Genomic DNA, 23322 nt, shown 5'->3' with positions numbered 1-23322 from the left:
TATCACTCCTCTACCTTTTTGTTATTGAGCTGTATAGCCGCCATCCATTACAACAGCCTGACCAGTAACTCCTTTTGCTTTGTCACTAGCTAAGAAAGCCGTATAGTCAGAAATTTCTTTTACAGATAATAATCGCTTCTGAGGTACTAACGGGTAAATAACGTCTTCCAGCACTTTCTCCAATGAAACATTTCGATTGCTGGCTAAATCCTCTAACTGACCTCGAACCAGTGGAGTGTCCACGTATCCAGGACATATAGCATTAACAGTGATACCATGTTCTGCAGCTTCTAATGCTGAGACTTTCGTTAGTCCTATTACTCCATGCTTGGAACTGTTATAGGCTGCTTTACCAGCAAATCCGATTAAGCCATTGATTGAGGCCATATTAATGATACGTCCCCACCCTTGTTTTTTCATAATCGGAAAAACGTGCTTGATTGCCACGAATGGTGCTGTAAGCATTACCTTTGTCATAAATTCAAATTTCTCTGTTGGAAAATCTTCAATAGCAGATACATGTTGTAAGCCTGCATTGTTGATTAACACATCTAATCGACCATACTGTTTCACCGTCTGATCAATGGCACTTTTAAGCTCTTCTTCATTGGTCACATCGCATTTGATTCCTATGCATTCATATCCATCTGATGTTAAAGAAGAAGTAACTTCTTGCACTTTATCCTCATTAATATCACTAAACACGACCTTGGCACCGCTCTTCGCAAAATCCTCACCAATCTCATACCCAATTCCGCTTGCGGAACCAGTAATAAAAACGACTTTATTTTCAACCATACCTGTTACCTCCCGTACTTTAAAAAGATGTTTCTAAAAGCTTTGAGCTTATTGTTAATTCAGCCTCTGTTGATTCTTTTATTTCTTCAACTGTCCATCCTTCTGCAATTTCCACTAACACTAGACCGTCCTTTTCTACATCAATAACAGCACGATCCGTAATGATGCGATTCACAACACCTTTACCGGTAAGTGGTAAGTGACATTGTTTTAAAATCTTTGGTTCCCCGTGTTTATTCACATGATCCATGATAATTACAATCTTCTTGGCACCATGAACGATATCCATCGCGCCGCCCATGCCTTTGATCATTTTCCCGGGGATCATCCAATTGGCTAGATCTCCCGTTTCTGATACTTCCATTCCACCTAAAATAGCTAGATCTAAATGTTCTCCTCTAATCATTGCGAATGACTCCGCGCTACTGCAATAAGAACTTCCTATCGACGCTGTAACCGTCTCTTTACCAGCGTTAATTAGATCTGGGTCAACTTCTTCTTCATAAGGAGATCGTCCAATCCCTACCAAACCATTTTCTGATTGGAGTACCATCTGTTTATCAGGTTGAATATAATTCGCTACCATTGTAGGCATTCCGATTCCTAAGTTCACATAGAAACCGTTTTCAATTTCTTGTTCAGCTCTTCTTGCAATCTTTTCACGAATTGTAGCTTTATCTAAATGTACCGCCATTTTATAACCTCCTATTTTTCCTGAGTTTGAAGCGTTAGGCGTTCAATACGCTTTTCTTGCTTTCCTTCTATTAAACTTTGAACATATATGCCAGGCGTGTGTACGTGTTCTGGATCCATTTCTCCAGGCTCTACTAACTCTTCCACCTCTGCAATAGTCGTTGCTCCTGCAGCTGCCATCATAGGATTAAAGTTACGGGCTGTTTTGTTGTACATAAGATTACCAAGTCGATCCCCTTTAGCTGCTCGAACAAGACTGAAATCAGCCGTTAGACCTGTCTGTAGTAAATATTCTTTACCATCAAACATACGTACTTCTTTTCCTTCTGCAATTGGCGTACCTACGCCTGCAGGTGTATAAAAGGCAGGAATTCCAGCTCCACCTGCACGAATTCTTTCTGCAAGAGTACCTTGTGGAACAAGATCCACTTCTAATTCGCCATTAATAACCTGTCGTTCAAATTCTTTATTTTCACCAACATAGGATCCTATCATTTTATCTATTTGTTTATTTTGAAGCAGTAATCCTAAGCCCCAATCATCAACTCCACAATTGTTAGAAATAACAGTTAGATGTTTAGCGTTTGATTCTACTAAAGCAAGAATTAAATTTTCTGGAATTCCAACCAGACCAAATCCTCCTACCATAATAGTAGAATAATCTTCAATATCTTTTACAGCTTCTTGAAATGATGTATAAATCTCTTTCATCACTTACCACTCCCTTCACCAATTTTATATGCAAAAATCATGCCAACTTTGAAAACTGCGTCATACCGCAAAATGATAAATACATTTATTCAGTACATTCCATATTTCCGGAAAACGTTTTCAAGTTAATAAGATCATCCATTGAAAACCCTTACAACACTATCAAAAAAGCCATTCCGATATTCCGGAATGGCTTTCCAAGTTAATGGAATGATTACAAGTTATATTTTTTTACTTTGTCGTATAAACTTGATTTACCGATACCAAGTTGTTCAGCTGCTTTGATCTTATCTCCATTTGCTTTTACTAACGCCTTCTCAATCACACGTTTTTCAGTTTGATCGAGTATTTCCTTTAGATTTAGATCTTCTTGCCAGTTGAATGTATGGGGATGTATATAATCTGGTAAGTCATTGATCTGAATTTCTTCCGAATTAGTTAAATGTGCAGCGGATTCAATGGCATTCTCTAGTTCGCGAATATTGCCTGGCCAGTGATATTCCATTAAACTTTTATATACTTCATCACTAAAATCTTCGACTCGCTTTCCTATCCGATCTGTGATTTTTAATAGTAAGGACTTTGCCAGCAATGGTACATCTTCTGAACGATCTTTTAACGAAGGCACATGAAGTTGAACAACATTGATTCGATAAAATAAATCCTCTCTAAAGCGCTGTTCAGCAATAAGATTTTCAAGAGGTTGGTGAGTAGAAGCAATAATCCTTACATCTACTTTCTGAGGTTGAACAGCACCGACAGCTTCCACTTCCCCTTCTTGCAACACACGTAAAATTTTCACTTGAGCACTCAGTGGCATATCCCCTATTTCATCCAGAAAGAGGGTTCCACCATCAGCCATCTGAAATTTACCAGGTTTTCCTCCTTTTTTGGCTCCTGTGAAAGCTCCTTCCTGATAACCAAACAATTCAGATTCCAACAAATGTTCAGGGATAGCCGCACAATTCACTTTAACAAAGGGCTTTGAGCTACGTTCACTTAAATGGTGAATACTGTGAGCAAATAACTCTTTACCGGTACCACTTTCCCCTCTAATCAGAACAGATACATCAGTAGGAGCAACCTGCTTCGTCTTCTCTTTTAGTTGCTCTACAACTGGAGAGCGACTTATTATGTGATGAAGAGAATACGTTGCACCATTACTCTCATTATTTTGAGAACGATAAGCTTTCAATTCAAGTAATAACTCTCTAATATGACTGTTCATTTTTAGCCATTCTTCTGTATCACGAAACAAAACCATGCCAAAAGCTCCAACTATTTGTCCTTCAGCATAAAGGGGAATTCGATTCGCAATCATGTAATTGCCTTTTATGTATTGTAAGTCTGCCATTTCTTCTTTTCCTGAATCCACTACATGATGCATTCTTGTATTTTCAATAACTTCTGTCACGTGTCTACCAATGGCATCATGCTTTTCAACCTCTAAGAAACGGCAGTAACTTTCGTTAATGTAGGATACGTTTCCATGATGATCAACAATCACTATACAGAAATTCCCACTTTCAAAAAATGTATCAAATAACTCTTTCTTCTGGTTTTCTAGTAAAAATTGCAAGACGTCCACTCCCTAATCGATAAACCTCTGTATCATTCTTATGGTAGCGATTTCATACACTTTATTATGAAGTCTATCATGTTAGATTGAGTTGTCATAGACATATTACAATTTTTACAACGTTTTATATTCTAAAATTATAAAAGTTCTTTTATACGATCTAAGTTTCGTAGTAGAGTTAAGAAGGCAAACAAAACCGTTAAACCACTAGCAATTAAGTCACCAATAATTCTTTTACCCTTGGAAGATTCATATAGAGTAAGGAATAACGTTATAAAAATACTTGTAAATAGAATAAAATACGAAACCATTAAATTTGGTATCTTTGTTTTCAAAGCTTTTAGTCTCCAGTCCTCCTCTTCTGATGGAGGTTGCCATTTTATTTTATCTTCTTTTAAACCAACTAAATTATATTCTTGTATATGTAAGACACCTTGTTGTTTAGAAACCAACTCATATCCATTTGGTAAATACGTAAGGGTATAAACCAATAGATATGCTAGTCCTGCCCCCATTAATCCAAACAAAGCTTTTATTAATATATCTCTTGTTTTTAGCATAACTTTAGATTCCTCTTGCAACGAATACACCTCCCCTTTTTCTTTGTTGTTATGATTTAAGTGTATAGATACTATGTTAATTCTCTGAAATTCTTCGTGTTCTTCTTTTGTAGTCCTTATATGCTAGAATACCAACAATTCCATAACTTACGAGACAAATATACATTAATAGAGAGGAAACCTTCAATAATTGTTTTGAAATATATAGTATTAAAAGGACATATCCCACTAACATCATATATCCTTTCCTTTTATCCTCTAAAAATGTTGATTTTAATGTGATGCCAACTCCTAAGGATGACATAACGATTATAACTATTAACCCAATAAATAAAACAACACTAAAGACACCGTCCCCCATTATTTTCACCTCATTTTCTTACTTAAATCGTTCGAACATAGCGAATAGATACATAATCTTCTTCAGAACTATTAGAATACGCCATTCGTTCTGAGTGGCTGGTAAACCCTTTTGTTTGGTAAAAAGGTATGCCTTTTTTATTTCCCTTTTGTACCGATACCCATTGTTCTGTTGATCCTTTGTTTTTTTGAATATCTGTTAAGTACTGTAACAATTGGCTACCTATTCCTTCACCTCGGCGTGTAGGATGTAAATATAATACATAAATTTCACTTTTGTTTTCCCCTGTCATTCCCCCGCCTATAGCTCCAACAACCTCTTCCTCATCAAGTGCGACAATATATCCATCCCACCCATTTGATTCCTCTAATTCATCGGTTATTCTTTTATGATTATAAAACCTTTCATTGTTTCGCTTGATATTCTCATAACTTCTAATCCCCTCATATGTGGCATAACAGGCTACAGAACATACTCGAGAAATACCTTCAACATGCTCTTCTGTTGCTCTTTTAACTTTTATCATTTGATAAGATGACCTCACTTTTAAATTGAAATTCCAATATTTTCTTTCCATCATAACATGCAAATCCTTTCCTTCATATTTTTAATATAGATTGAAAAAATAGACTGATTGGTCTATTATATACTTAAAGAGGAAAGGAGTGATTTTATTGAAAAGAATATTGATTGCAGGGGCTACTGGGTATTTAGGTAAATACTTAGTACAATCCTTTAAAAGGAAAGGTTATTATGTAAAGGTCTTGGTAAGAAATCCTCAAAAATTGGAATATCAAGGTCCTTTTTTAGAACCAGCAGTAGCTAATCTAATAGATGAAGTACATATCGGTGATGTTACGGATGCAACAACGCTAAAAGGATGTTGTAAAGGTATCGATTCGGTATGTTCAGCAATAGGATTAACACGCCAGAAAGATAACATGACATTCTATAATGTAGATTACTTAGGTAACCTGGCATTATTAAAAGAAGCAGAGGAACAAGGGGTACAAAAATTCATGTACATCCATGCAAGTCAGGGTGAAGAAATGAGTAATCCTGTAGTAGAGGCAAAACAATTATTCGTGAATCAATTGATACAGTCACCGTTGAATTACATTATTGTTAAACCTACAGGTTATTTCTCAGATTTAAGTGAATATATCAAAATGGCTCACCAAGGTAGAGTTTATTTAATTGGTTCCGGAAAGAAAAAAGTAAATCCTATACATGGGGAAGACCTCGCAGAATATTGTACTGATGTACTCATCCATCATAATAATAAACAAATAGATGTTGGTGGCCCCCATGTTTATAAGCATGAGGAAATCGCGAAGCTTGCTTTTCAAGTTCTCCAAAAGAAGGAGAAAATTACAAGAATACCAGCTGTTCTTATTAGAGTGGTACTTCCTGTTATAAAAGTTGTGAATAAAAAACAGTACGGATTACTAGCCTTTTTTTATGAGGCAATAACGACAGATGTGGTTGCACCAAGTTATGGTAAGCATAAATTGCGATCTTTTTTTAAACAATATATAGAACGTTCTAAGGGGGATAAGTAAATTGTCTACAAAAAAAGGGGAAGAAACGAAAGAAAAAATAATGAGAGCAACAGTAGATTTTATTGTAAGAGATGGGATTGAAAATGTAGGCATTAATAAAATAATTAAGGAAGCATCTGTGAGTAAAGGCAGTTTCTACCATTACTTTTCGAGTATGGATGAGTTAATAAAGGAAGTGGCTATCTATACATTTGAACGGTGTCTCCAACATATGCCACTAAGTCAAACATCATCTGTTGAAGACATCGTAAAGAATCTGGGAAAACACATCTTCACTTCTGTACGAAACCATAATAGAGATTATTATTTATTATTTTTATTTATTAGTAAGAGCTTTGTAGATGAAGAATTAAGGCAATCATTCCGTACCATCTTCTCTAATATTGTGTACAACAATACAGTGGCTCAACAAATCATGCACGAAAATCCTGAAATAGATGCTGAGCAACTTCAAACATTAGATATGTTAGCGCTCGGCTTTATAGTCCATTGCCATCTACTTCAAGATGAAGAACAATTACTTCCTGTATGGAACCGGATGACATCACATCTTTTTAATAAGGAAGGGTAATGAAAGTAATTATACTAGACCTCTGGCTACTGCTATGGAATAAGCTGTTACTGTAAAAAGCTGTGTAAGCTTTCCTTGTTCAATTCTATCTTTCAAACTATCTAATTCTATAACCTCTATTTCGATGTCTTCATTCTCATCAAGGTGCTGTTGAAATGCTGGATATGCATTTGATATTAGAAATGTATGTACTTTATTATTTTGTTCAGCTGGATTTACCATAAACTCACCCAATAGTACAGGAGGATCATCTGAAGTAAACCCAGTTTCTTCTTGTACTTCTCTCAATATTCCAGCTTCATATGTCTCCCCTTCTTCACTCATGCCACCAGGAATTTCAGCGAAGAACTCTTTTGCTCCTTGTCGGTATTGTTTTACTAATACCACCTTCTTTTCTTTTGTTATTACAATCGCATTAACCCAGTCACTATATTCATTTACATAAAAGTCATCGATTATGTTTCCATTCGGTAGTTCGCATTTATCTCTTCGAACATTACCAAAAGGGGACTGAACTATATATTCTGAGTCTAACGTTTTCCAAGCTTTCATAAGTATCTCTCCTTTTGTAGACTACTAGAATGGTATAAATAGAAAATAGCGCAAATCCCTTGAGAAATGCGCATTGTTTCACTCTTTTCCTAAGTTTGTTTTAATCGCATCTTTATAGCGTTTGTAGTAAGCCGGAACATTGTTTAATAATAGTAATTCAGTGTATAGATAGCTCTTCATATTAAAATCATTAAAGTCTATATTGGTGATTTCTAGAATTTGTTTAATACGATAATTCAGCGTATTTGGGTGGATAAATAATTCATTAGCTGATTGCTTACCCTTCCCATTATTGGCAAGATACACTTCTAATGTCTTTAGTAAATCAGTATGACTGTCGATATCCTTACTGATTAACCTTAGTAAATCATGGCTAAAGTAATCTTCTGAGCTATTCTTTTCATATAAAGTAGCTAAGTATCGATATACACCTAATTTAGAGAACTCACGAGGCATTGTTTCTGGTCTCGGTTCAATAAAGTTTGCTGTTTCAATAACTTCTAACGCTTCTAGAAAACTTTTTCGCACATCGATTAGTCGCTGGTATTCCTTACCTAGACCAATCATAAACCTATAGAATTCGGCGTAACCAATCTGCTCTTTAATTTTATAGATAACATAACGAGCTTCTTCTGTAATCAACCCTTCATCTTCTCTATTACCATGAACAATCATCACAATTTGAAATTCCGTTTTTAGTAAGTAAATACGTTTCCTTTCTGGAAAGTTATTTACGATTTCTTGAAGATAGTCTAATAAATACCTCTGCTGAGGATTGGTTAAAGAAAAGATAAGCACAGAAAAACGTTCAGGTAGAGTGAGTTTCGCAATAGTTGCATCATGTCTAAACTGTTGTTCACTTCCATACTCTTGATGAATGAGTTTCCATAGTAATTCATCCTTACGGCTATCCGAGGCATTTAACTTGTTATACACATCATATATGAGTTTACCAATATGAGGAGTGATTTCTTCTAAGAATGCTAAGTCCTCTTCTTGAAGCGGTGTTGTTGCTTCTTGAATCCAAATATATCCCATTGTATGGCGTAAATGATTTGCAGCTATAACCACACGTTGGTAAAATCCCAGTTCCTCAATAGGACCTACCCTAATAGGACTTGGTTGTTTCTCTAATTTTTGAACAATGCCTTCCTTCTTCAAACGATCAATTATAAATACAGGACATTTCTTAGAGAGAATTGTTTTTTGTTGCGTTTGATCAAATTCATCTAAAGATGAACTATATGATATGAGTTCGAAATTTTTATTCTCAATAATAACTGGCTTTTTTAGGCTTGAGCTTATCAGTTCTGTTGCTTTATGTATGTCCTCGGTTTGGAAAATAAGCTGTTTCGCATCCACATGGCATTCCCTTTCTTATTCAATTGAATGCATATCTGTTATTAGAAAATTTCTTCTGTATGCACTGCCTATTATATCTATTTCCTACCAAAAGAAAAAGGTTTACGATTTACAACATTCATTTTATTTGGCTATAGTTTGTTTTTTTGTTGTTAATGTTTCATTAAAGCCCCATTATCTTGAAGACTTGGGTTCGAGATATTTCCAAAAGATGGAGGGTCCGATACTTAAATAGTGGAGGGGGTTACGATGGAACAACTCGCTTTCCTGCGGGCGAGCTGGTGAGCCTTCTCACTCGCTTCGCTCCCTCCGGGGTCTCACCAACCTCTTTCTCCCGCGGGAGTCTCGCAGTTCCCCCTTAACCCCCATCCGGGTAATGGCTATCGGACCCGCGGTTAATTGTAGTACCACTCTCCTACCAAACAAGATGTTCACATCTTAGTGAAAACCTTCATTTGGTACACTAGACGTACGAGTGTGTAGACTATAACTCAGAAAAATACCATTTATTCATACCTCGCCATGTTTCCGTTTCTCCCAACAATAGCAAAGGTGGCCGTGGAACAAGGAGACTCCCGCCGGAGAAAGAGGTAGGCAAGATCCCCTGAGGGCGTTCTTCCCGAAGGTAGCTTGCCAGCTCGCCGGCAGGACGCGAGTTGTTCCACGGCCACCTTTATTTTCACAAAAGCAACGGAAACATTCCACTATTTTACGATTACTAATTTATCTCGATTTCAAGTCTCAAGATTATACCTCTTATATGGAACAAAATGCAGAAAATCTAAAAAAGCATGTGGCTATCAAAAGCCACATGCTTGTATTTTTGCTAGTGTAGTATCTAGTTTTATAACATTTCAGAAATAGTTTTTGCTTGCATGTGAAGAGCTAGGTAATCTGGGCCACCGGCTTTGGAGTCTGTACCTGACATTTTGAAGCCTCCAAATGGTTGATAGCCTACAATCGCTCCTGTGCAATTACGGTTAAAGTATAGGTTACCTACGTGGAAATCACGTGCAGCACGTTCGATATGCTGGCGATCTTCTGTAATGACGGCACCAGTTAAACCGTATTCTGTGTTATTTGCAATTTCGATTGCTTCATCAAAGTCTTTCGCTTTAGTAAAGCAAACCACTGGACCGAAGATTTCTTCTTGTTGCATACGAGATTTCGGATCAAGATCTGCAAAAACAGTTGGTTGGATGAAGAATCCTTTAGAGTCATCACCTGTACCGCCTACAACAAGGCGTCCTTCTTCTTTTCCTACTTCCATGTAACCCATGATTTTGTCATATGCAGCTTGGTCAACAACTGGTCCCATATAGACATTTGATTCACTAGCATTTCCTACAGAAAGTTCACTTGTTACTTTTGCAACTCGTTCTAGTACTTCGTCATAAACATCTTCGTGTACGACAGCACGGGAACCAGAGGAACATTTCTGACCAGAGAATCCGAATGCAGATACAACGATAGCATCTACAGCTGTATCAATATCAGCACTACTGTCAACGACAACCGTGTCTTTACCACCCATTTCAGCAATCACTTGTTTTAGATGTGTTTGTCCTGGCTGTACTTTAGATGCTCTCTCGATAATACGTGTACCAACATCACGAGAGCCTGTGAATGAGATAAGAGCTGTTTTTGGATGATCTACTAAATAGTCTCCAACTTCTTTACCGCTACCTGGAACAAAGTTTAAAACACCTTTAGGAAGACCAGAATCTTCAAGTACTTCTACAAATTTAGATGCAATTACTGGACTATTACTTGCAGGCTTAAGCAGCACAGTGTTACCAGTTACTAGAGGAGCCACTGTTGTACCAGCCATAATAGCAAATGCTAGGTTCCATGGTGGAATGACTACTGCCACACCAGTAGGCTGATAGATATAACGGTTTTGTTCCCCTTCACGGCTTTCCACATGTTTTCCTTCGCCAAGCTCGATCATTTGTCGAGCATAATATTCTAAGAAGTCAATTGCTTCTGCCGTATCAGCATCTGCTTCTTTCCAAGGTTTACCTACTTCATAAACAAGATATGCGGAAAATTCATGCTTACGACGTCGGATTTTAGCTGCAGCACGGAAGAAAACACCAGCGCGAGCTTCGGGAGACCACTTTCTCCAATCTTCAAATGAGGTAACAGCAGCTTGCATTGCTTCCTCGGCAATCTCTTGATTTGCTTTTGATACTCGTCCTACAACTTCTTCTTTGTTAGCAGGGTTGATGGAGACAATTTTATCTTCTGTTTGTATGTGTTCGCCATTAACTAGAAGGTCATGATCTTTGTTTAGTTCACCTTTTACATGCTCTAAAGCAGCCTCGAAAGCTTTTTTATTTTCCTCTACAGTAAAATCAGTAAATGGTTCGTGTTTGAATGGTGTGTACATAAAATAATTCTCCTTTCTTATTTGGAAACGCTTTTATCATAACATTAACATTATTCTTTATTTTTTAAAAATACCTTTCACTGCAAATGCCACATTTGCCGGTCTTTCGGCTAAACGTCGCATAAAATATCCATACCAATCATCTCCATAAGGTAGATACACCCTTACTTTATAGCCTTCTTTTAAAAGTGCAAGTTGGGTATCATTTCTCATGCCATAAAGCATTTGGAATTCAAATTGATCTGATGGAATATTGTTCTCTTTTGCAAATGATTTTGTATATTCAATCATGGCATCATCGTGGCTTGCTACTGCTGTATAGTTACCATTTAGTAGATTCTTTTTAATCAAATGTTTTAAGTTATCATCAACATACGATTTTTCAACAAATGCCACTTTACCAGATTCCTTATAAGCACCTTTCACTAAGCGAAGGTAGGGATCATAAGAATTTAAATCATCTAAGTCTTCACTGGAGCGATACAAATAAGATTGTATGACCGTCCCAATATTGTCGTATTTCTCTTTTAAAGCTTTATACATTTCTAATGTCTTCTGTGTTCGTGTAGAATCTTCCATATCAATTGTAATTACGACATTATGTTTTTTGGCTTCTTCCATAATATTAATCATGTTTTCCCAAACTAAATCATGGCGAATATCGAGCCCAAGTGAAGTTAGTTTCACTGAGACTTGTGATTGCAGTTGGTTACTACTAATGCTTCGAATTGTATCGACACATTCTTTTGCTCGATTTCTTGCTTCTTCCTCTGAGGAAACAAACTCCCCAAGATGGTCTACAGTAATATGCAGTCCTTGATTGTTCAATTGTTGAATTAAGGGAACAGCTTGTTCAAATGTCTCCCCACCTACGATTTTATCTGCCCCAAATTTTGGACCCCATTTCTTTGCTAAACGATCCAAAACAGAGTTATTTGATAAATAAAGAAAAAAATTCTTACTCAAAGCTTCCATGATTACTACACCCCCATATCGTCTCTAGCGATATCTCTTTCTATGTTGAAGGGATAACGTAGGTTTTATTTTATTTGTTATCTATATTAAAAATTATAACTATTTTCGCAACATTCTAGCAACGTGATGGGAACACAATCATTTACTGAACATTTTGTGGTTTAAGCACAAAATGTGAAAGCGTTATCATTACTATCAAAACAAAAACCGGAGAAACCTCCGGCTTATTGCGCTACATTATATTATGGTAGAGAGATCAACAACATTATCAATGATATAATCAGCTTTCATTTTTTCGAAATCAGGTCTAGCCTTTTTACCTGATAGACCTGTTAAGACAGCGACAAAAGTAGCTCCCATTGTTTGAGCTGCTAAGCCATCAGCCACTGAGTCACCTACTATTAGAATCTTGTCTCCATCAATAGGTAACGTATATTCTAAAGCTTGTTGTATAGTTGATTGCTTTGTTAACCAGCTTCGTATATACGTGTAGGGTTGTGGCTTTGCAAGTGGAGCCTTATCAGGATGTGTTTGTTCAGCTTCTAGAACATCCGAAGCTGTTACAATACGGTCCTCTTCTATATAATCAAGTAACCCTAGTGCCCTTAATGGTTCAATTGTCTCTAGCTTAGGTCTTCCTGTACCTACTCCTATCGTCCAATTATCAGACTGAAGTTGCTGAAATAACGCTTGAAGTTCTTCTTCTTTAGCAAGTGGAATTTCATGCTGGATGAATCCTTTTTTACCTTGTTGTCTTGCTTGTTTTCCAATAGATTTCTCTATTAATTCCTCGCCTACATACCATTCTTGAAATGCCTCACGGCCGATTGTCCATAGCTCACTGTTTCGTGTAAAACTTTCTGTGTTCACTCCTAATTTTTCATAAGCTATCTCGTTTAAGAATGTTAATAATTCCTGCTTTGTTGCTTCACCCTTTTCAAAATCTTCAACGAATGAATGGAATTGAGGTTTCACTTCAAGTTGTTGTACTTTATTATTAAGTTTTTGAAGTGAATCTAAGGTAATATCTTCATGTAAAAATTCGTTTACAAACGCCTCATCTTTAGATTGAATTTGTTGCAATAGCACAATAATCTGGTGAGATAAGGTTAAATACACCATATCCCAATTTGCATTAATACCCCTGGATTTTATAAAAGAAAGAACACGATCTTCATCAAATACTGTGGAACGAACTTGATTTATTTCATCATCTGTTAGGTCTGTTTTAAATATGGATTGATCCAATCCTATGTATTGATTACTATAAAGCATTTCCCAAACTGTTAGTGCCGAGGAATCAAAATATCGTTCTTCACTTAATAATACTCCATCTACATCAAATAGAATCGCTTTATCCGTCGCCATCTTACCCCTCCTAGTTTCATTCCAATATGTTTGATAATTCTCATTTTAGCAAGTTAATACGTTAATTAACAGAATGAACTATGAAAATAGGCGAATTTCTTACCAATATAACTTTTATCGTACATTTTAGTTAGTGTAATCATGTATATTCCTATCCGAATCCCTACAAAATAGAAATAATCACATTAGGAGGGTATCATATATGACTAACCAATTCGACTCTGTGTATCGACCTGTCGTTAGAGATGGGTTAATGAACACAAATATAGGAAGTCCCAATGCGTATGCTGATGCAGCTGAAGCAGTTATGGAAGCTATGCACTTTGCTCATGTATATAATGATGATATGTATGATGGAGAAATTAGTTGGGAAGATGCGGAAATCATGACACTAACAAGAGAACAACTTCGAATTCTTTCTGGAACAATCAACCGTCCCAATGCCCAACCTTTTTATATTGATATTGAAGCAATCGATCATAACAGCAACTTAAATATTCTAGAACGTTCTAAAGCAAAAGATGAATTCCGTGTCCAGAATAATGAAATAGCTATTAAATTTAAAGAAATTATTGAAACAAATACAAAAAAATCGGATTCTCTCTAGTCAGTAATCCGATTTTTTATTATCATGTTAAAAATGGTTTTGAATTTTTATGTGTTCGGAGTTGCTACTAAGTATTTTTTATGAATAAAAAGCATCTGCTTAATTAGCAGTATGCTCTTGGCTTTGTCTTATAGAGTTTTTTAACCATTGCGTTATACTTTTAATCGTTTCATCACAATGTACAATAGTATTATGATCTTCATTAGGCACAATCGTGCATTGATGACTCGATTGAGTCTGCCACCAAGCTTGTAATTTAGACGCATCTGTTACCTCATCATTTGACCCTATTAGGGTTAAAAGAGGCGCATTCGCTTTTGATAAAGGGAGTTGTTTTGCATCTTCTATAAATCTCGACAATAGTAGGCGAAAGCTTAAATGCAATGAGTTCCCTTTTTTAAATTCATCAGGTACAATGGCTACTTTACTATGCATAAAGCGATGAATACCTATCTTCATTAATGATGCTAAGCTGATGATTTTGAATAAGTTAAGCTTGTACAAATCTTCTTGTTTCTTTTCTTGTTTACCTTGATACTTATATAATTTCAACGAAGGATGAAAAAATGGGGATAGAAACAAAAATCCCTCCGATGTAACCAGATTTTTGTCTAACACTCGAAGTAAGTTAGCACACCCCATTGAATGACCCGCCCAAAAAATACGATTATATCCCTGATTATTAACTGATTTAGCTACATCGATTAAGTCATGATCATATTGCCCAAAGTAATTGATGTCCCCCCTCCCCTCATGCTCACCATAACCTCTTAAAACAGGGATAAACACATTCACATTTGGTTGTAATTTCTTAGCAAGCTGTTGTAATGCATGTTGTTCAGCTGTAATTCCGTGGATTAGAATCAATGTTGCGTTTGTTTTATAAGGGGACTTGTAAGCAAAAACAGGCAAAGATGTACCATCTCTCATTTTCACATAATAATGTTCTCGATCTTCAGTCATTTTTTCACCTTCTTATTCAGAAACTATCGCTAGTTAACCATAATCATATTATGTAAAATGGTGAAGTCATCCATTCATTTTACTTTATTTAGATCTTTATAACTAATAATGCCTCCAAGGCTATCTGCTTCTTTTATGGCTCTGACTACTGCTTGCTGAACAACATAAGATGCTAGATGACCGACTACATTCAAATCTGCATCTATTTCATTGGTTGACATCGTAAATATAGTATCCCCATCTACCATAGAATGAGCAGGTCTCATTGTTCTGGCAAAACCATCATGAGCCATTGATGACATCTTATTTGCATCTGCCTTGGTAAGTTTAGCATTTGTTAAAACAGTAGCAATGGAAGTATTACCGCTGAACCGATTTGTTTCTTGTTGGTCAGGAGGTGCCTCAAACATAATCGATTCTGTATTCAGATAGGATTGCTTTTTTTGATCATATACTCCAGCAATAATCTCTCCTGTTTCTGGATCATATATATCACCGAAGCTATTAACTGCTACAACAGCTCCTATTTGTAATTCGCCAACTTTCACAGCAAATGTTCCAATACCACCCTTCATAGAATAATCCATCCCCAAACATTTCCCAACTGTAGCCCCTGTCCCTGCACCAATGGATCCTTCTCTTTCATCTGCGAGATGATATGCATTTTGAGCTGCCGTGTAACCCAATTTTTGATTTGGACGAATTGTAGGCGATCCTACCGCTAAATCAAAAAGAACCGCACCTGGTACAATAGGGACTCGCGCAACTTGAACATCAAATCCAATCTGTTGCTCCTCGAGAAACTTCATAATCCCACTACCTACATCGAGACCGTATGCACTTCCACCAGACATAAACATGGCATGAATAGTATCCACTAAGTTTTCTGACGATAATAAGTCTGTTTCCCTGGTACCTGGAGCTCCTCCTCTTACATCAACCCCAGCAATTGCGCCTTCTGGACATAAAATAGTGGTACAGCCAGTTATTCCATCTAAATGTTCAGCGTGGCCAATCTTAAAGCCTTTTATATTTTGGATTAAAATACGTTCCACTATACAACCTCCTCCTCTTTCCTTTTTTTAACACGAACAATTTTTGTTAACTTCTACGGTATGCACACACACTAATAGAAACAATAAATAAGAGGTGATACATTTGGATCCAATGGTAGACCCAAGAGAAGTGAATGAAGGTGATGAAGTGTATGTTATTTACCGTAATCCCCATACACCTACCGTGGCAAACATTAAACAAGCAGAAATTGTGAAACACCCTCACAACCCAGAGGATGTGGCGTTATTTTTGCATGAAGCATACCACCTTATTGAGGAAAATGATGCCTTATTTACATCAGAAGCAGCAGCGGAAGACGCTTTTAAGGAGCTTTTCCCTGACCAACCATTCGATGAATAAATAGCCTCTTCTGTTTCTTGTCGTTTAACTTTACAGCTAAAACGGGAATAAAGTTAGTGAACTAAATCATAGCGACGACAATGAGTAGAGGTGAGTACAATGCAACATGTACATTTATTAGTAAAAGGAAGAGTCCAAGGTGTTGGCTTTCGATTTTCAGCACAACAAAAAGCCAAAGAGTTCAATATTACTGGTTGGGTTCGTAACCGAAATGATGGTTCCGTTGAAATCGAAGCTGAGGGGCAAGATGAAGACATGACATCCTTTATTGAAGCTATTAAACAAGGACCTAGCCCGTATGCAAAAATTACAGATGTAGACATTGATGAAGCATCGACACTTGAAGGATATAAAGCTTTTGATATTAAGTAGTCTTCCTCACACAACTATTATGTAAAAGACCCAGAACCTAAAATGGTTCTGGGTCTACATTTTTTTATTTAAGAAACAGAATGTAAATACGTTTATTTTTTCATCGGTCTTACCATTACTTCATTAACGTTTACGTATTCTGGTTGTGTAACAGCATAAACAACAGAACGCGCTATATCATCTGATTCAAGCGTGATACGTCCTTGACGGTCTTTAAACATATCGAGGACTTCCTCATCCGTGATATGCTCTGGTAACTCAGTGGAAACTGCGCCTGGTGATACGTTCGTTACCCTCACCCCAGAGCTAGATAGTTCTTTTTCCATCCCCATTGAAAGAGCTCGAACTGCATATTTTGTAGCACTATACACACTACTAGCAGGGAATACTTCATGACCTGCTACAGAAGATACGTTTACAATATGACCTGACTCTTGTTTAAGCATAGTTGGTAGTGCAGCATGGATGCCAAATAAAACACCTTTTATATTTACATCTATCATCTTCTCCCATTCTTCCACCTTGTCATTCTTCAAGAATGATAAAAGCATTACCCCAGCATTGTTTATAAACATATCTACAGAAGAAAATTCTTCTTTCGTCTCTGTAACGAGTGCTTCCATTTCACTCTGTTTCGTTACATCTGTTATGGAGATTTTTGTTTTAACTGAAGTTGAATCTTCTATTTCTTTTGCTAGTTCCTCCAAACGTTCTTGTCGACGAGCAGCTAGGACAACATTTGCGCCTTCATGAGCTAAATGCTTCGCTATAGCTTCGCCTATGCCACTACTTGCACCTGTTACGATTGCTGTCTTTCCTTGTAAACTTGCCAAAAATATCCCTCCATGAGAATTTTATTACTATCACTTGTGCCTTTTTCCCTGATTACATGAATGTTAAGCATAACAATAGGCTAACAATTGGTAAGGTCTTACATTCAACACGGCAAAAATATGTGTACAAAAAGGGAAAATGACTCGTCTGCATAAGAGTCGTTCTTCTTTTTTTGCAACATACATGATAGAATGGTAGCTGTTGTATAAAGAAACTAAAGAAGAAAGGGAGTTTCATATAATGCAAAACATGAAGCTTCACCCTATCACCCCTTCTAATGATCCATGGGAAGCCTATATGGATGTTGAGGAGCATGGTGGTATCACTCTATCAAATGTTGAGTTTACGACTACTCATTTATGTAATATGCGGTGCGAACATTGCGCTGTTGGCTACACATTAAAACAAAAGGACCCGGATGCACTTCCTTTTGACCTATTAAAAAAACGCTTAGATGAAATACCTCATCTTCGTGCGGTAAGTATAACAGGAGGAGAACCTGCCCTTTCGAAAAAGTCCGTTGATCAGTATGTCGTTCCATTATTGAAATATGCACATGAACGTGGGGCAAGGACACAAATCAATTCGAATTTGACTCTACCATATGAACGATATAAAGATATCATCCCCTATTTAGATGTATTACATATCTCTCACAATTGGGGAACGATAGAGGAATTCGTACACACTGGGTTTCGGAACATGGAAAAGAAACCTCCAGAACGAGTACGTGAGCAATACTTTCATCGCATGGTAGAAAATTCACAAAAGCTATCTGCAGAAGGTGTCATGGTATCTGCTGAAACAATGTTAAATAGACGAACCCTCCCGTACTTAGAATCAATCCATGATCATATAATCGAGATGGGTTGTGCTCGACATGAGGTTCACCCTATGTATCCTGCTGATTTTGCAAGTGACCTGGATATTCTCTCTTTAGATGAGATGAAAGAAGGTATCCATCGATTACTCGATCACCGAAAAAAAGATATATGGATGCTATTTGGTACGCTTCCTTTTTATCCTTGTAGTTCTGACAAAGAAGCATTGTCTCTTCAACAAAGACTCCATGAAGAACCGAATGTCACCGTTCGTAATGACCCTGATGGACGTTCACGTTTAAACGTAAACATCTTTAGTGGAGAAATTATCGTAACTGATTTTGGAGACGAACCACGATTAGGAAACATACAAAACACATCTTTACCGGATGCATTTCATAAATGGCAACAATCGACTATAGCTCAGCAACTTAATTGTCATTGTCCTATGGCAAAATGCCTTGGACCTAATGTTCTTGTTAAGAATACGTATTACCAGGGTGTTGACTTCCGACAAAGAAGTGCGAATATAAGTCTTTTGTAGAATAAAGCACTTACCCTCTCAATGGTTTTTTTGCTTTTCCAGAAAATCCCCCCTCTTCTATTTAGAAGGGGGATTTTTATATGTATTAATGCCTATTAAATGAGAAAGTTTCTTAAGTTGGTTGGCACAACTAGTAGGTACATAGCATTATTGTTTTAATTTTCTGATTTTTTACTATTTTATTACCCCTCTCTTCGTGTATTCTAGAAATATAACAACTATTTCAAATGGAGGGTGAATATGGCAGACGTACAATTAATTCCTTATAAGACGGAACAGATTTTAGACAGTTCTTCCATTGTTCCAGAAGGTGTGGAGATGATTGAGGCTCCTTTAGTTTGGGAATCTGCTACAAAAGGCAAAGGAAATATAGTTGCCGTCATAGATACAGGATGTGAAATCAACCACCCTGATTTACAAGGTCGTATTATTGGAGGTAAAAACTTTACAACGGACTACAATAGTGATGAAAATAACTTTAATGATAATAATGGTCATGGTACCCATGTAGCTGGTACAATTGCTGCCTCTCAAACCAACTCAGGGGTAACTGGCGTAGCACCTGAGAGTAGCTTACTTATTCTTAAAGTGCTTACTGGAGAAGGACAAGGAAAAATGAATTGGATCATTGATGCCATTAATTACGCAACAAATTGGAAAGGTCCTAACGGAGAAGAAGTTCGAGTAATGTCCATGTCATTAGGTGGCCCAAGTGATGTCCCTGAATTACATGAAGCAATCCAATACGCTGTGAATCAAGGTGTATCTGTTGTATGTGCTGCTGGTAATAACGGGGATGGACAAGCTAGAACAGATGAGTATGCCTATCCAGGAGCTTATAATGAAGTAATACAAGTTGGGGCCATTGATTTCAATAGAAATATTGCTTCATTTACAAATACTAATGATGAAATAGACTTGGTAGCACCAGGAGTAAAGATACTATCAACATATATAGATGGAAAATACGCGCGTTTATCTGGTACATCCATGGCCACGCCACATATTTCAGGTGCATTATCGTTGTTAGTGAACATTACTGAAACGCAGTTTAACAGAAGACTCTCAGAACCAGAACTATACGCGCAGTTAATTAGAAGAACCGTTCCTCTTGGTCATTCCTCTCAAGCTGAAGGCAATGGACTATTAACCCTTACTTTAGTTGAGAAATTAGACAATCTATTAAATACATTTACAATAAATTGGAATGAACATCGAACAAAACAACACAGTTACGTTAAAAATTAACCTTATTAATTGTAGGCAAACGGTTAAAGCGTTTGCCTCTTTTTTTGCTACTATGGTCGGAGTTACTACTAAGTATTTTTTAGAATCGATATTTTATATTTAGTTACACATTAACTATCTCTCTTTTTCAAAAGGAAATGTATGATGTGGTGGAAAATGCGGTAATACCACTTCCCCAAGTTCCCTCATAACCTCCTCTACTTCTCTGCTACTATTCGACAAAGAGATCATCACATGATTTACTCCGATTGCTTCATGCTCTTTCAACCATGCTATCAACGCTTTAGAACCTAGTTTATAGCCTAATTTTATTTTTTCAGGCTCATGATTAGGATCTTCAGCAAGGTCCATTACAAGTGGTTGAAAGAAAGGTTTAAATGCGACTCCACTTTTATCACTTACTTTGTTTCTATACTGTTTGATAAGTGATTGCTGTTTATCTAATGATTGCGGATAAAACATCCAACCATCTCCATGCTCTGCTACCCAATCAAGGGTCTGTTGAGCATAACCTGTAATAAAGGTGGGGATTGGAGTGTTAGGTTTTGGTACAAGTGTAGCACCTTCTATTTTTCCTAAGGGGGATTGGTAATCTTCGTATTCACTATGCAAGACATGTTCGTAAAACTGAAAAGCCTCTCTGAATATCTTACCTCTTTCCATAATCGGGATATGCAACCCTTCAAAATCTCTCCGACGATCTCCAGATGATATCCCCAACATGAAACGTTCAGGAAACAAGTTCTCAATGGTTGCCGCTTCTTTAGCTAATCGTAATGGATGTCGCAAAGACAATACGACAGCAGCGGTACCAAGATTAATAATAGTTGTATGTGCACCTATGTAGGTAAGATACAATAGACTATCATACACTTGTCCAGTTGAAGGATCATGAAACGTTGGGTCCTCTAATAGCACGTCTTGAAACCAAATGGCACTAAAGCCTAAACGCTCTGCTAACTGAACTCGTTCTACTTGGTCGTTCATCGTTGGTCGTTCTTGACCATGATGCTCTAGTGGTAGTGTCAGACCGATTGTTAACTTATTTTCTTTAATCATACGACTGTACCCTTTATGCTCGCTCCATTGCATTTCAATGTCACTCTCCTACTCGTTCATAAAAAAGACCCTGCCGAGGAAAATCGACAGGTTATAATGTAACTTAACTAACCAACAAAAAACTAATTCCTTTTTATGATGATATGGTTCAACCATTCGCTATTGACCATCAGTGGTTTTTGAATATACTTTTTCCCCTTTAATCCATGTCGATTGAACATGAAGTTGCAGAATGTCTTCAGTACTTATGTCATTAGGATGATGATTCAATAATACAAAATCTGCTTGATAGCCTTCTGATACCCTTCCCTTTACACCTTCATTCCATTCTAGCTCAGAGGGAATGGTACCGAAGCCTGAAAATGCTTGATCTAACGTAATTTTTTCACTAGGCATCCACCCTCCACTCGGCTGATAATTTTCATCCATTCGATTAACCGCTCCAAAAATGGATACAATCGGATCCAAGGCTCCAATTGGCGCATCAGAACTAAGTGTAATAGGGATGTTATGGTTAATCATACTTCCAAATGCATCACAGTATGGCAAGATATCTTTAGGTGTCCATTGATCCTTTTGATTCCATTCGTCCATTAAAAAGGAAGGCTGTGTTTCAATATACACTCCCAAATCTTCCATTCTTTCTAGTAAATCTTCTGCAAGCGTTTGAGCATGAATAATACGATGACGTAATTTTTTAGTACGAGCTTCTGGTTGTTCAAAAGCCGTAATAGCTGATTGGACGGCCCGATCACCTAAAGCATGGACAGCTACTTGCATCCCATGACTAGCTGCTGTCTGAATCATTTTATTAAGTTGGTCTTGGTCATAAATTAAATATCCAGTTGTATCTGGGGAATCTGGATAAGGTTGACGCATGGCAGCTGTATGTAATCGCTGCGTACCATCTAAGAAAATTTTGATAGCACCTACTTTTACGCGATCAGTACCTTCCCCTGTCCGCTTGTGAAAATTCTCAATGAATTCATCTAAGTCCTTCTGATCAAAAATATAGTGATGTAAGTACGCCTCAATCGGTAGTTTACCATCTTCTTCTAGTGATGTGTACGTTTTCCAAAGCGATTGGTAGGAACCAACAAAACTTCTATCATCTGAATGAACAGTGGTGATACCATTCTCAAGTAAATATGGTAGCGCTACTGATAGTGACTCTTTTGCATGTTCTATCGAGCGTTCCCAGAGATGATGATTTATATAGTGAACAGCCGTATCTTTAAAACGTCCCGTTAAATTCCCTTGATCATCTCGTTCTTTAAATACCTCAGGTTCTTTGTGAAAATCTTCTTCTTCCTCTAACCGCTTGAGTAATTTCTTACTAATGACACATTCATGACCATCCTGATGCATGAAATACATATACTTATTAACATTAATTTCGTCTAAATCCTCTGCTGTTAGCAAGTGATCGATATCTGTAAAAGCACCATCATTGAAACCTTTACCAAAAATCCAATCTGCTTCTTCAATCTCCGGATAGTAGGCTTCTACTTCCTTTTTCATTTCTGTCCAACTTGTCACTTGTGTTAAATCCAATTCATTTTTCAACATCCCAAAACGAAGTAAATGCATATGAGAATCTGTGAAGCCTGGTACTACTGTTCTACCTTTGCCATCTATGACATGATTACCTTCTTCATTACTTATTCCTTTATGTATAGAAGAGAAGTAGCCATTTTCAATATGTAGATGATATATCTCTTCTTTATCAAAGTCCCCATTAGGTTGATAAATCTTAACATTATTCAAAATCAAAACACATGTCACCATCCTATCTTTTTGATAAACATGTTCCCTTATTACTTTTTCACAAACATGTATATTAATCTTTTTAGTCGGCTAGTCATTGTACACTCCAAGAAACAAAAGGCTATATTAAAGTTTGGTTTTTGATTTGGAAATCAACAAATAAAATAGCCTTATTCAAGATAAGAAGCATAATCTGGAAGACTTGGA

Annotated in this window: 23 protein-coding genes; 7 read left to right on the top strand and 16 right to left on the bottom strand. The window is 36.9% G+C overall.

Annotated elements, in window-relative coordinates; translation table 11 throughout:
- Positions 1–21: 21 nt before the first annotated feature.
- The 6 genes from N782_RS12185 to N782_RS12155 form a co-directional block, all read right to left on the bottom strand.
- Positions 22–798, bottom strand: coding sequence for a 3-hydroxybutyrate dehydrogenase (locus N782_RS12185; RefSeq protein ID WP_036820257.1), 777 nt, complete (start codon positions 796–798; stop codon positions 22–24).
- A 19-nt stretch (positions 799–817) separates the two neighbouring features.
- On the bottom strand, positions 818–1492 hold the full coding sequence (locus tag N782_RS12180) for a 3-oxoacid CoA-transferase subunit B (protein WP_036820255.1): 675 nt from the start codon (positions 1490–1492) through the stop codon (positions 818–820).
- A gap of 11 nt (positions 1493–1503) precedes the next feature.
- Positions 1504–2202, bottom strand: a complete 699-nt coding sequence (locus N782_RS12175) for a CoA transferase subunit A (RefSeq protein WP_036820254.1) — start codon at positions 2200–2202, stop codon at positions 1504–1506.
- A gap of 214 nt (positions 2203–2416) precedes the next feature.
- A complete protein-coding gene (locus N782_RS12170; protein ID WP_036820252.1) occupies positions 2417–3781 on the bottom strand; it encodes a sigma-54 interaction domain-containing protein in 1365 nt (454 codons plus the stop codon).
- 137 nt (positions 3782–3918) lie between these two features.
- Positions 3919–4341: a hypothetical protein gene (locus N782_RS12165; protein ID WP_161783106.1), complete on the bottom strand. Its 423-nt coding sequence runs from the start codon at positions 4339–4341 to the stop codon at positions 3919–3921.
- Positions 4342–4724: 383 nt separating this feature from the next.
- A complete protein-coding gene (locus N782_RS12155) occupies positions 4725–5282 on the bottom strand; it encodes a GNAT family N-acetyltransferase (protein WP_237582652.1) in 558 nt (185 codons plus the stop codon).
- A 94-nt stretch (positions 5283–5376) separates the two neighbouring features.
- On the opposite strand from N782_RS12155, the gene N782_RS12150 reads away from it, so the two are divergent.
- Complete coding sequence (locus N782_RS12150; protein ID WP_036820243.1) at positions 5377–6264, top strand: SDR family oxidoreductase; 888 nt, start codon at positions 5377–5379, stop codon at positions 6262–6264.
- Between the two features lies 1 nt (position 6265).
- The gene (locus tag N782_RS20755) at positions 6266–6835 is read left to right on the top strand and encodes a TetR/AcrR family transcriptional regulator (RefSeq protein ID WP_052111316.1); all 570 of its coding nucleotides are present in this window, start codon (positions 6266–6268) and stop codon (positions 6833–6835) included.
- Between the two features lie 9 nt (positions 6836–6844).
- Here the strand turns inward: N782_RS20755 and N782_RS12140 are convergent, their stop codons facing one another.
- From N782_RS12140 to N782_RS12120, 5 genes are all read right to left on the bottom strand, one after another.
- On the bottom strand, positions 6845–7387 hold the full coding sequence (locus N782_RS12140) for an NUDIX hydrolase (RefSeq protein WP_036820241.1): 543 nt from the start codon (positions 7385–7387) through the stop codon (positions 6845–6847).
- Between the two features lie 78 nt (positions 7388–7465).
- Positions 7466–8749, bottom strand: a complete 1284-nt coding sequence (locus tag N782_RS12135) for a PucR family transcriptional regulator (protein ID WP_036820239.1) — start codon at positions 8747–8749, stop codon at positions 7466–7468.
- A gap of 844 nt (positions 8750–9593) precedes the next feature.
- Positions 9594–11141: an L-glutamate gamma-semialdehyde dehydrogenase gene (gene pruA, locus N782_RS12130; protein WP_036820236.1), complete on the bottom strand. Its 1548-nt coding sequence runs from the start codon at positions 11139–11141 to the stop codon at positions 9594–9596.
- A 57-nt stretch (positions 11142–11198) separates the two neighbouring features.
- Complete coding sequence (locus N782_RS12125) at positions 11199–12116, bottom strand: proline dehydrogenase family protein (RefSeq protein ID WP_036820233.1); 918 nt, start codon at positions 12114–12116, stop codon at positions 11199–11201.
- A gap of 237 nt (positions 12117–12353) precedes the next feature.
- Positions 12354–13484: an HAD family hydrolase gene (locus N782_RS12120; protein WP_036820229.1), complete on the bottom strand. Its 1131-nt coding sequence runs from the start codon at positions 13482–13484 to the stop codon at positions 12354–12356.
- 202 nt (positions 13485–13686) lie between these two features.
- Between N782_RS12120 and N782_RS12115 the strand changes: the two genes are divergently transcribed.
- A complete protein-coding gene (locus N782_RS12115; RefSeq protein ID WP_036820226.1) occupies positions 13687–14091 on the top strand; it encodes a hypothetical protein in 405 nt (134 codons plus the stop codon).
- A 99-nt stretch (positions 14092–14190) separates the two neighbouring features.
- Here N782_RS12115 and N782_RS12110 read toward each other — a convergent pair whose 3' ends face one another.
- A complete protein-coding gene (locus N782_RS12110; protein WP_052111315.1) occupies positions 14191–15054 on the bottom strand; it encodes an alpha/beta hydrolase in 864 nt (287 codons plus the stop codon).
- A 74-nt stretch (positions 15055–15128) separates the two neighbouring features.
- Positions 15129–16109 (bottom strand): P1 family peptidase, encoded by a 981-nt coding sequence (locus tag N782_RS12105; protein WP_036820223.1) that lies wholly within the window; start codon positions 16107–16109, stop codon positions 15129–15131.
- A 112-nt stretch (positions 16110–16221) separates the two neighbouring features.
- On the opposite strand from N782_RS12105, the gene N782_RS12100 reads away from it, so the two are divergent.
- Together N782_RS12100 and N782_RS12095 are read left to right on the top strand one after the other, a co-directional pair.
- Entirely contained in the window at positions 16222–16470 is a 249-nt protein-coding gene (locus N782_RS12100) for a transcriptional regulator SplA domain-containing protein (RefSeq protein WP_036820306.1), read from the top strand.
- 99 nt (positions 16471–16569) lie between these two features.
- Entirely contained in the window at positions 16570–16842 is a 273-nt protein-coding gene (locus tag N782_RS12095) for an acylphosphatase (RefSeq protein WP_036820221.1), read from the top strand.
- 92 nt (positions 16843–16934) lie between these two features.
- Here the strand turns inward: N782_RS12095 and N782_RS12090 are convergent, their stop codons facing one another.
- Positions 16935–17675, bottom strand: coding sequence for an SDR family oxidoreductase (locus N782_RS12090; protein WP_036820219.1), 741 nt, complete (start codon positions 17673–17675; stop codon positions 16935–16937).
- Positions 17676–17916: 241 nt separating this feature from the next.
- On the opposite strand from N782_RS12090, the gene yfkAB reads away from it, so the two are divergent.
- Complete coding sequence (gene yfkAB, locus N782_RS12085; protein WP_036820216.1) at positions 17917–19041, top strand: radical SAM/CxCxxxxC motif protein YfkAB; 1125 nt, start codon at positions 17917–17919, stop codon at positions 19039–19041.
- Between the two features lie 240 nt (positions 19042–19281).
- Entirely contained in the window at positions 19282–20289 is a 1008-nt protein-coding gene (locus N782_RS12080) for a S8 family peptidase (protein ID WP_052111314.1), read from the top strand.
- Between the two features lie 114 nt (positions 20290–20403).
- Here the strand turns inward: N782_RS12080 and N782_RS12075 are convergent, their stop codons facing one another.
- Both N782_RS12075 and N782_RS12070 read right to left on the bottom strand, forming a co-directional pair.
- Positions 20404–21381: a TIGR03571 family LLM class oxidoreductase gene (locus N782_RS12075; protein ID WP_036820214.1), complete on the bottom strand. Its 978-nt coding sequence runs from the start codon at positions 21379–21381 to the stop codon at positions 20404–20406.
- 126 nt (positions 21382–21507) lie between these two features.
- Positions 21508–23115 carry an amidohydrolase gene (locus N782_RS12070; RefSeq protein WP_237582651.1) on the bottom strand — a complete coding sequence of 536 codons (1608 nt, stop codon included), beginning with the start codon at positions 23113–23115 and terminating at the stop codon, positions 21508–21510.
- Positions 23116–23322: the final 207 nt, after the last annotated feature.

The organism is Pontibacillus yanchengensis Y32 (assembly GCF_000770635.1).
Lineage (GTDB): Bacteria > Bacillota > Bacilli > Bacillales > BH030062 > Pontibacillus > Pontibacillus yanchengensis.
Note: the sequence above shows the minus strand (reverse complement) of the source record. Positions and strands in the feature narration are given on the sequence as shown.

Coding starts and splice junctions, on each gene's coding strand:
- N782_RS12165 (WP_161783106.1), bottom strand. CDS start 4,341: ATGCTAAAAACAAGAGATATATTAATAAAAGCTTTGTTTGGATTAATG.
- yfkAB (WP_036820216.1), top strand. CDS start 17,917: ATGCAAAACATGAAGCTTCACCCTATCACCCCTTCTAATGATCCATGG.
- N782_RS12075 (WP_036820214.1), bottom strand. CDS start 21,381: ATGCAATGGAGCGAGCATAAAGGGTACAGTCGTATGATTAAAGAAAAT.
- N782_RS12185 (WP_036820257.1), bottom strand. CDS start 798: ATGGTTGAAAATAAAGTCGTTTTTATTACTGGTTCCGCAAGCGGAATT.
- N782_RS12125 (WP_036820233.1), bottom strand. CDS start 12,116: ATGGAAGCTTTGAGTAAGAATTTTTTTCTTTATTTATCAAATAACTCT.
- N782_RS12100 (WP_036820306.1), top strand. CDS start 16,222: ATGGTAGACCCAAGAGAAGTGAATGAAGGTGATGAAGTGTATGTTATT.
- N782_RS12115 (WP_036820226.1), top strand. CDS start 13,687: ATGACTAACCAATTCGACTCTGTGTATCGACCTGTCGTTAGAGATGGG.
- pruA (WP_036820236.1), bottom strand. CDS start 11,141: ATGTACACACCATTCAAACACGAACCATTTACTGATTTTACTGTAGAG.
- N782_RS12110 (WP_052111315.1), bottom strand. CDS start 15,054: ATGACTGAAGATCGAGAACATTATTATGTGAAAATGAGAGATGGTACA.
- N782_RS12175 (WP_036820254.1), bottom strand. CDS start 2,202: ATGAAAGAGATTTATACATCATTTCAAGAAGCTGTAAAAGATATTGAA.
- N782_RS12095 (WP_036820221.1), top strand. CDS start 16,570: ATGCAACATGTACATTTATTAGTAAAAGGAAGAGTCCAAGGTGTTGGC.
- N782_RS12155 (WP_237582652.1), bottom strand. CDS start 5,282: ATGATGGAAAGAAAATATTGGAATTTCAATTTAAAAGTGAGGTCATCT.
- N782_RS12140 (WP_036820241.1), bottom strand. CDS start 7,387: ATGAAAGCTTGGAAAACGTTAGACTCAGAATATATAGTTCAGTCCCCT.
- N782_RS12120 (WP_036820229.1), bottom strand. CDS start 13,484: ATGGCGACGGATAAAGCGATTCTATTTGATGTAGATGGAGTATTATTA.
- N782_RS12180 (WP_036820255.1), bottom strand. CDS start 1,492: ATGGCGGTACATTTAGATAAAGCTACAATTCGTGAAAAGATTGCAAGA.
- N782_RS12080 (WP_052111314.1), top strand. CDS start 19,282: ATGGCAGACGTACAATTAATTCCTTATAAGACGGAACAGATTTTAGAC.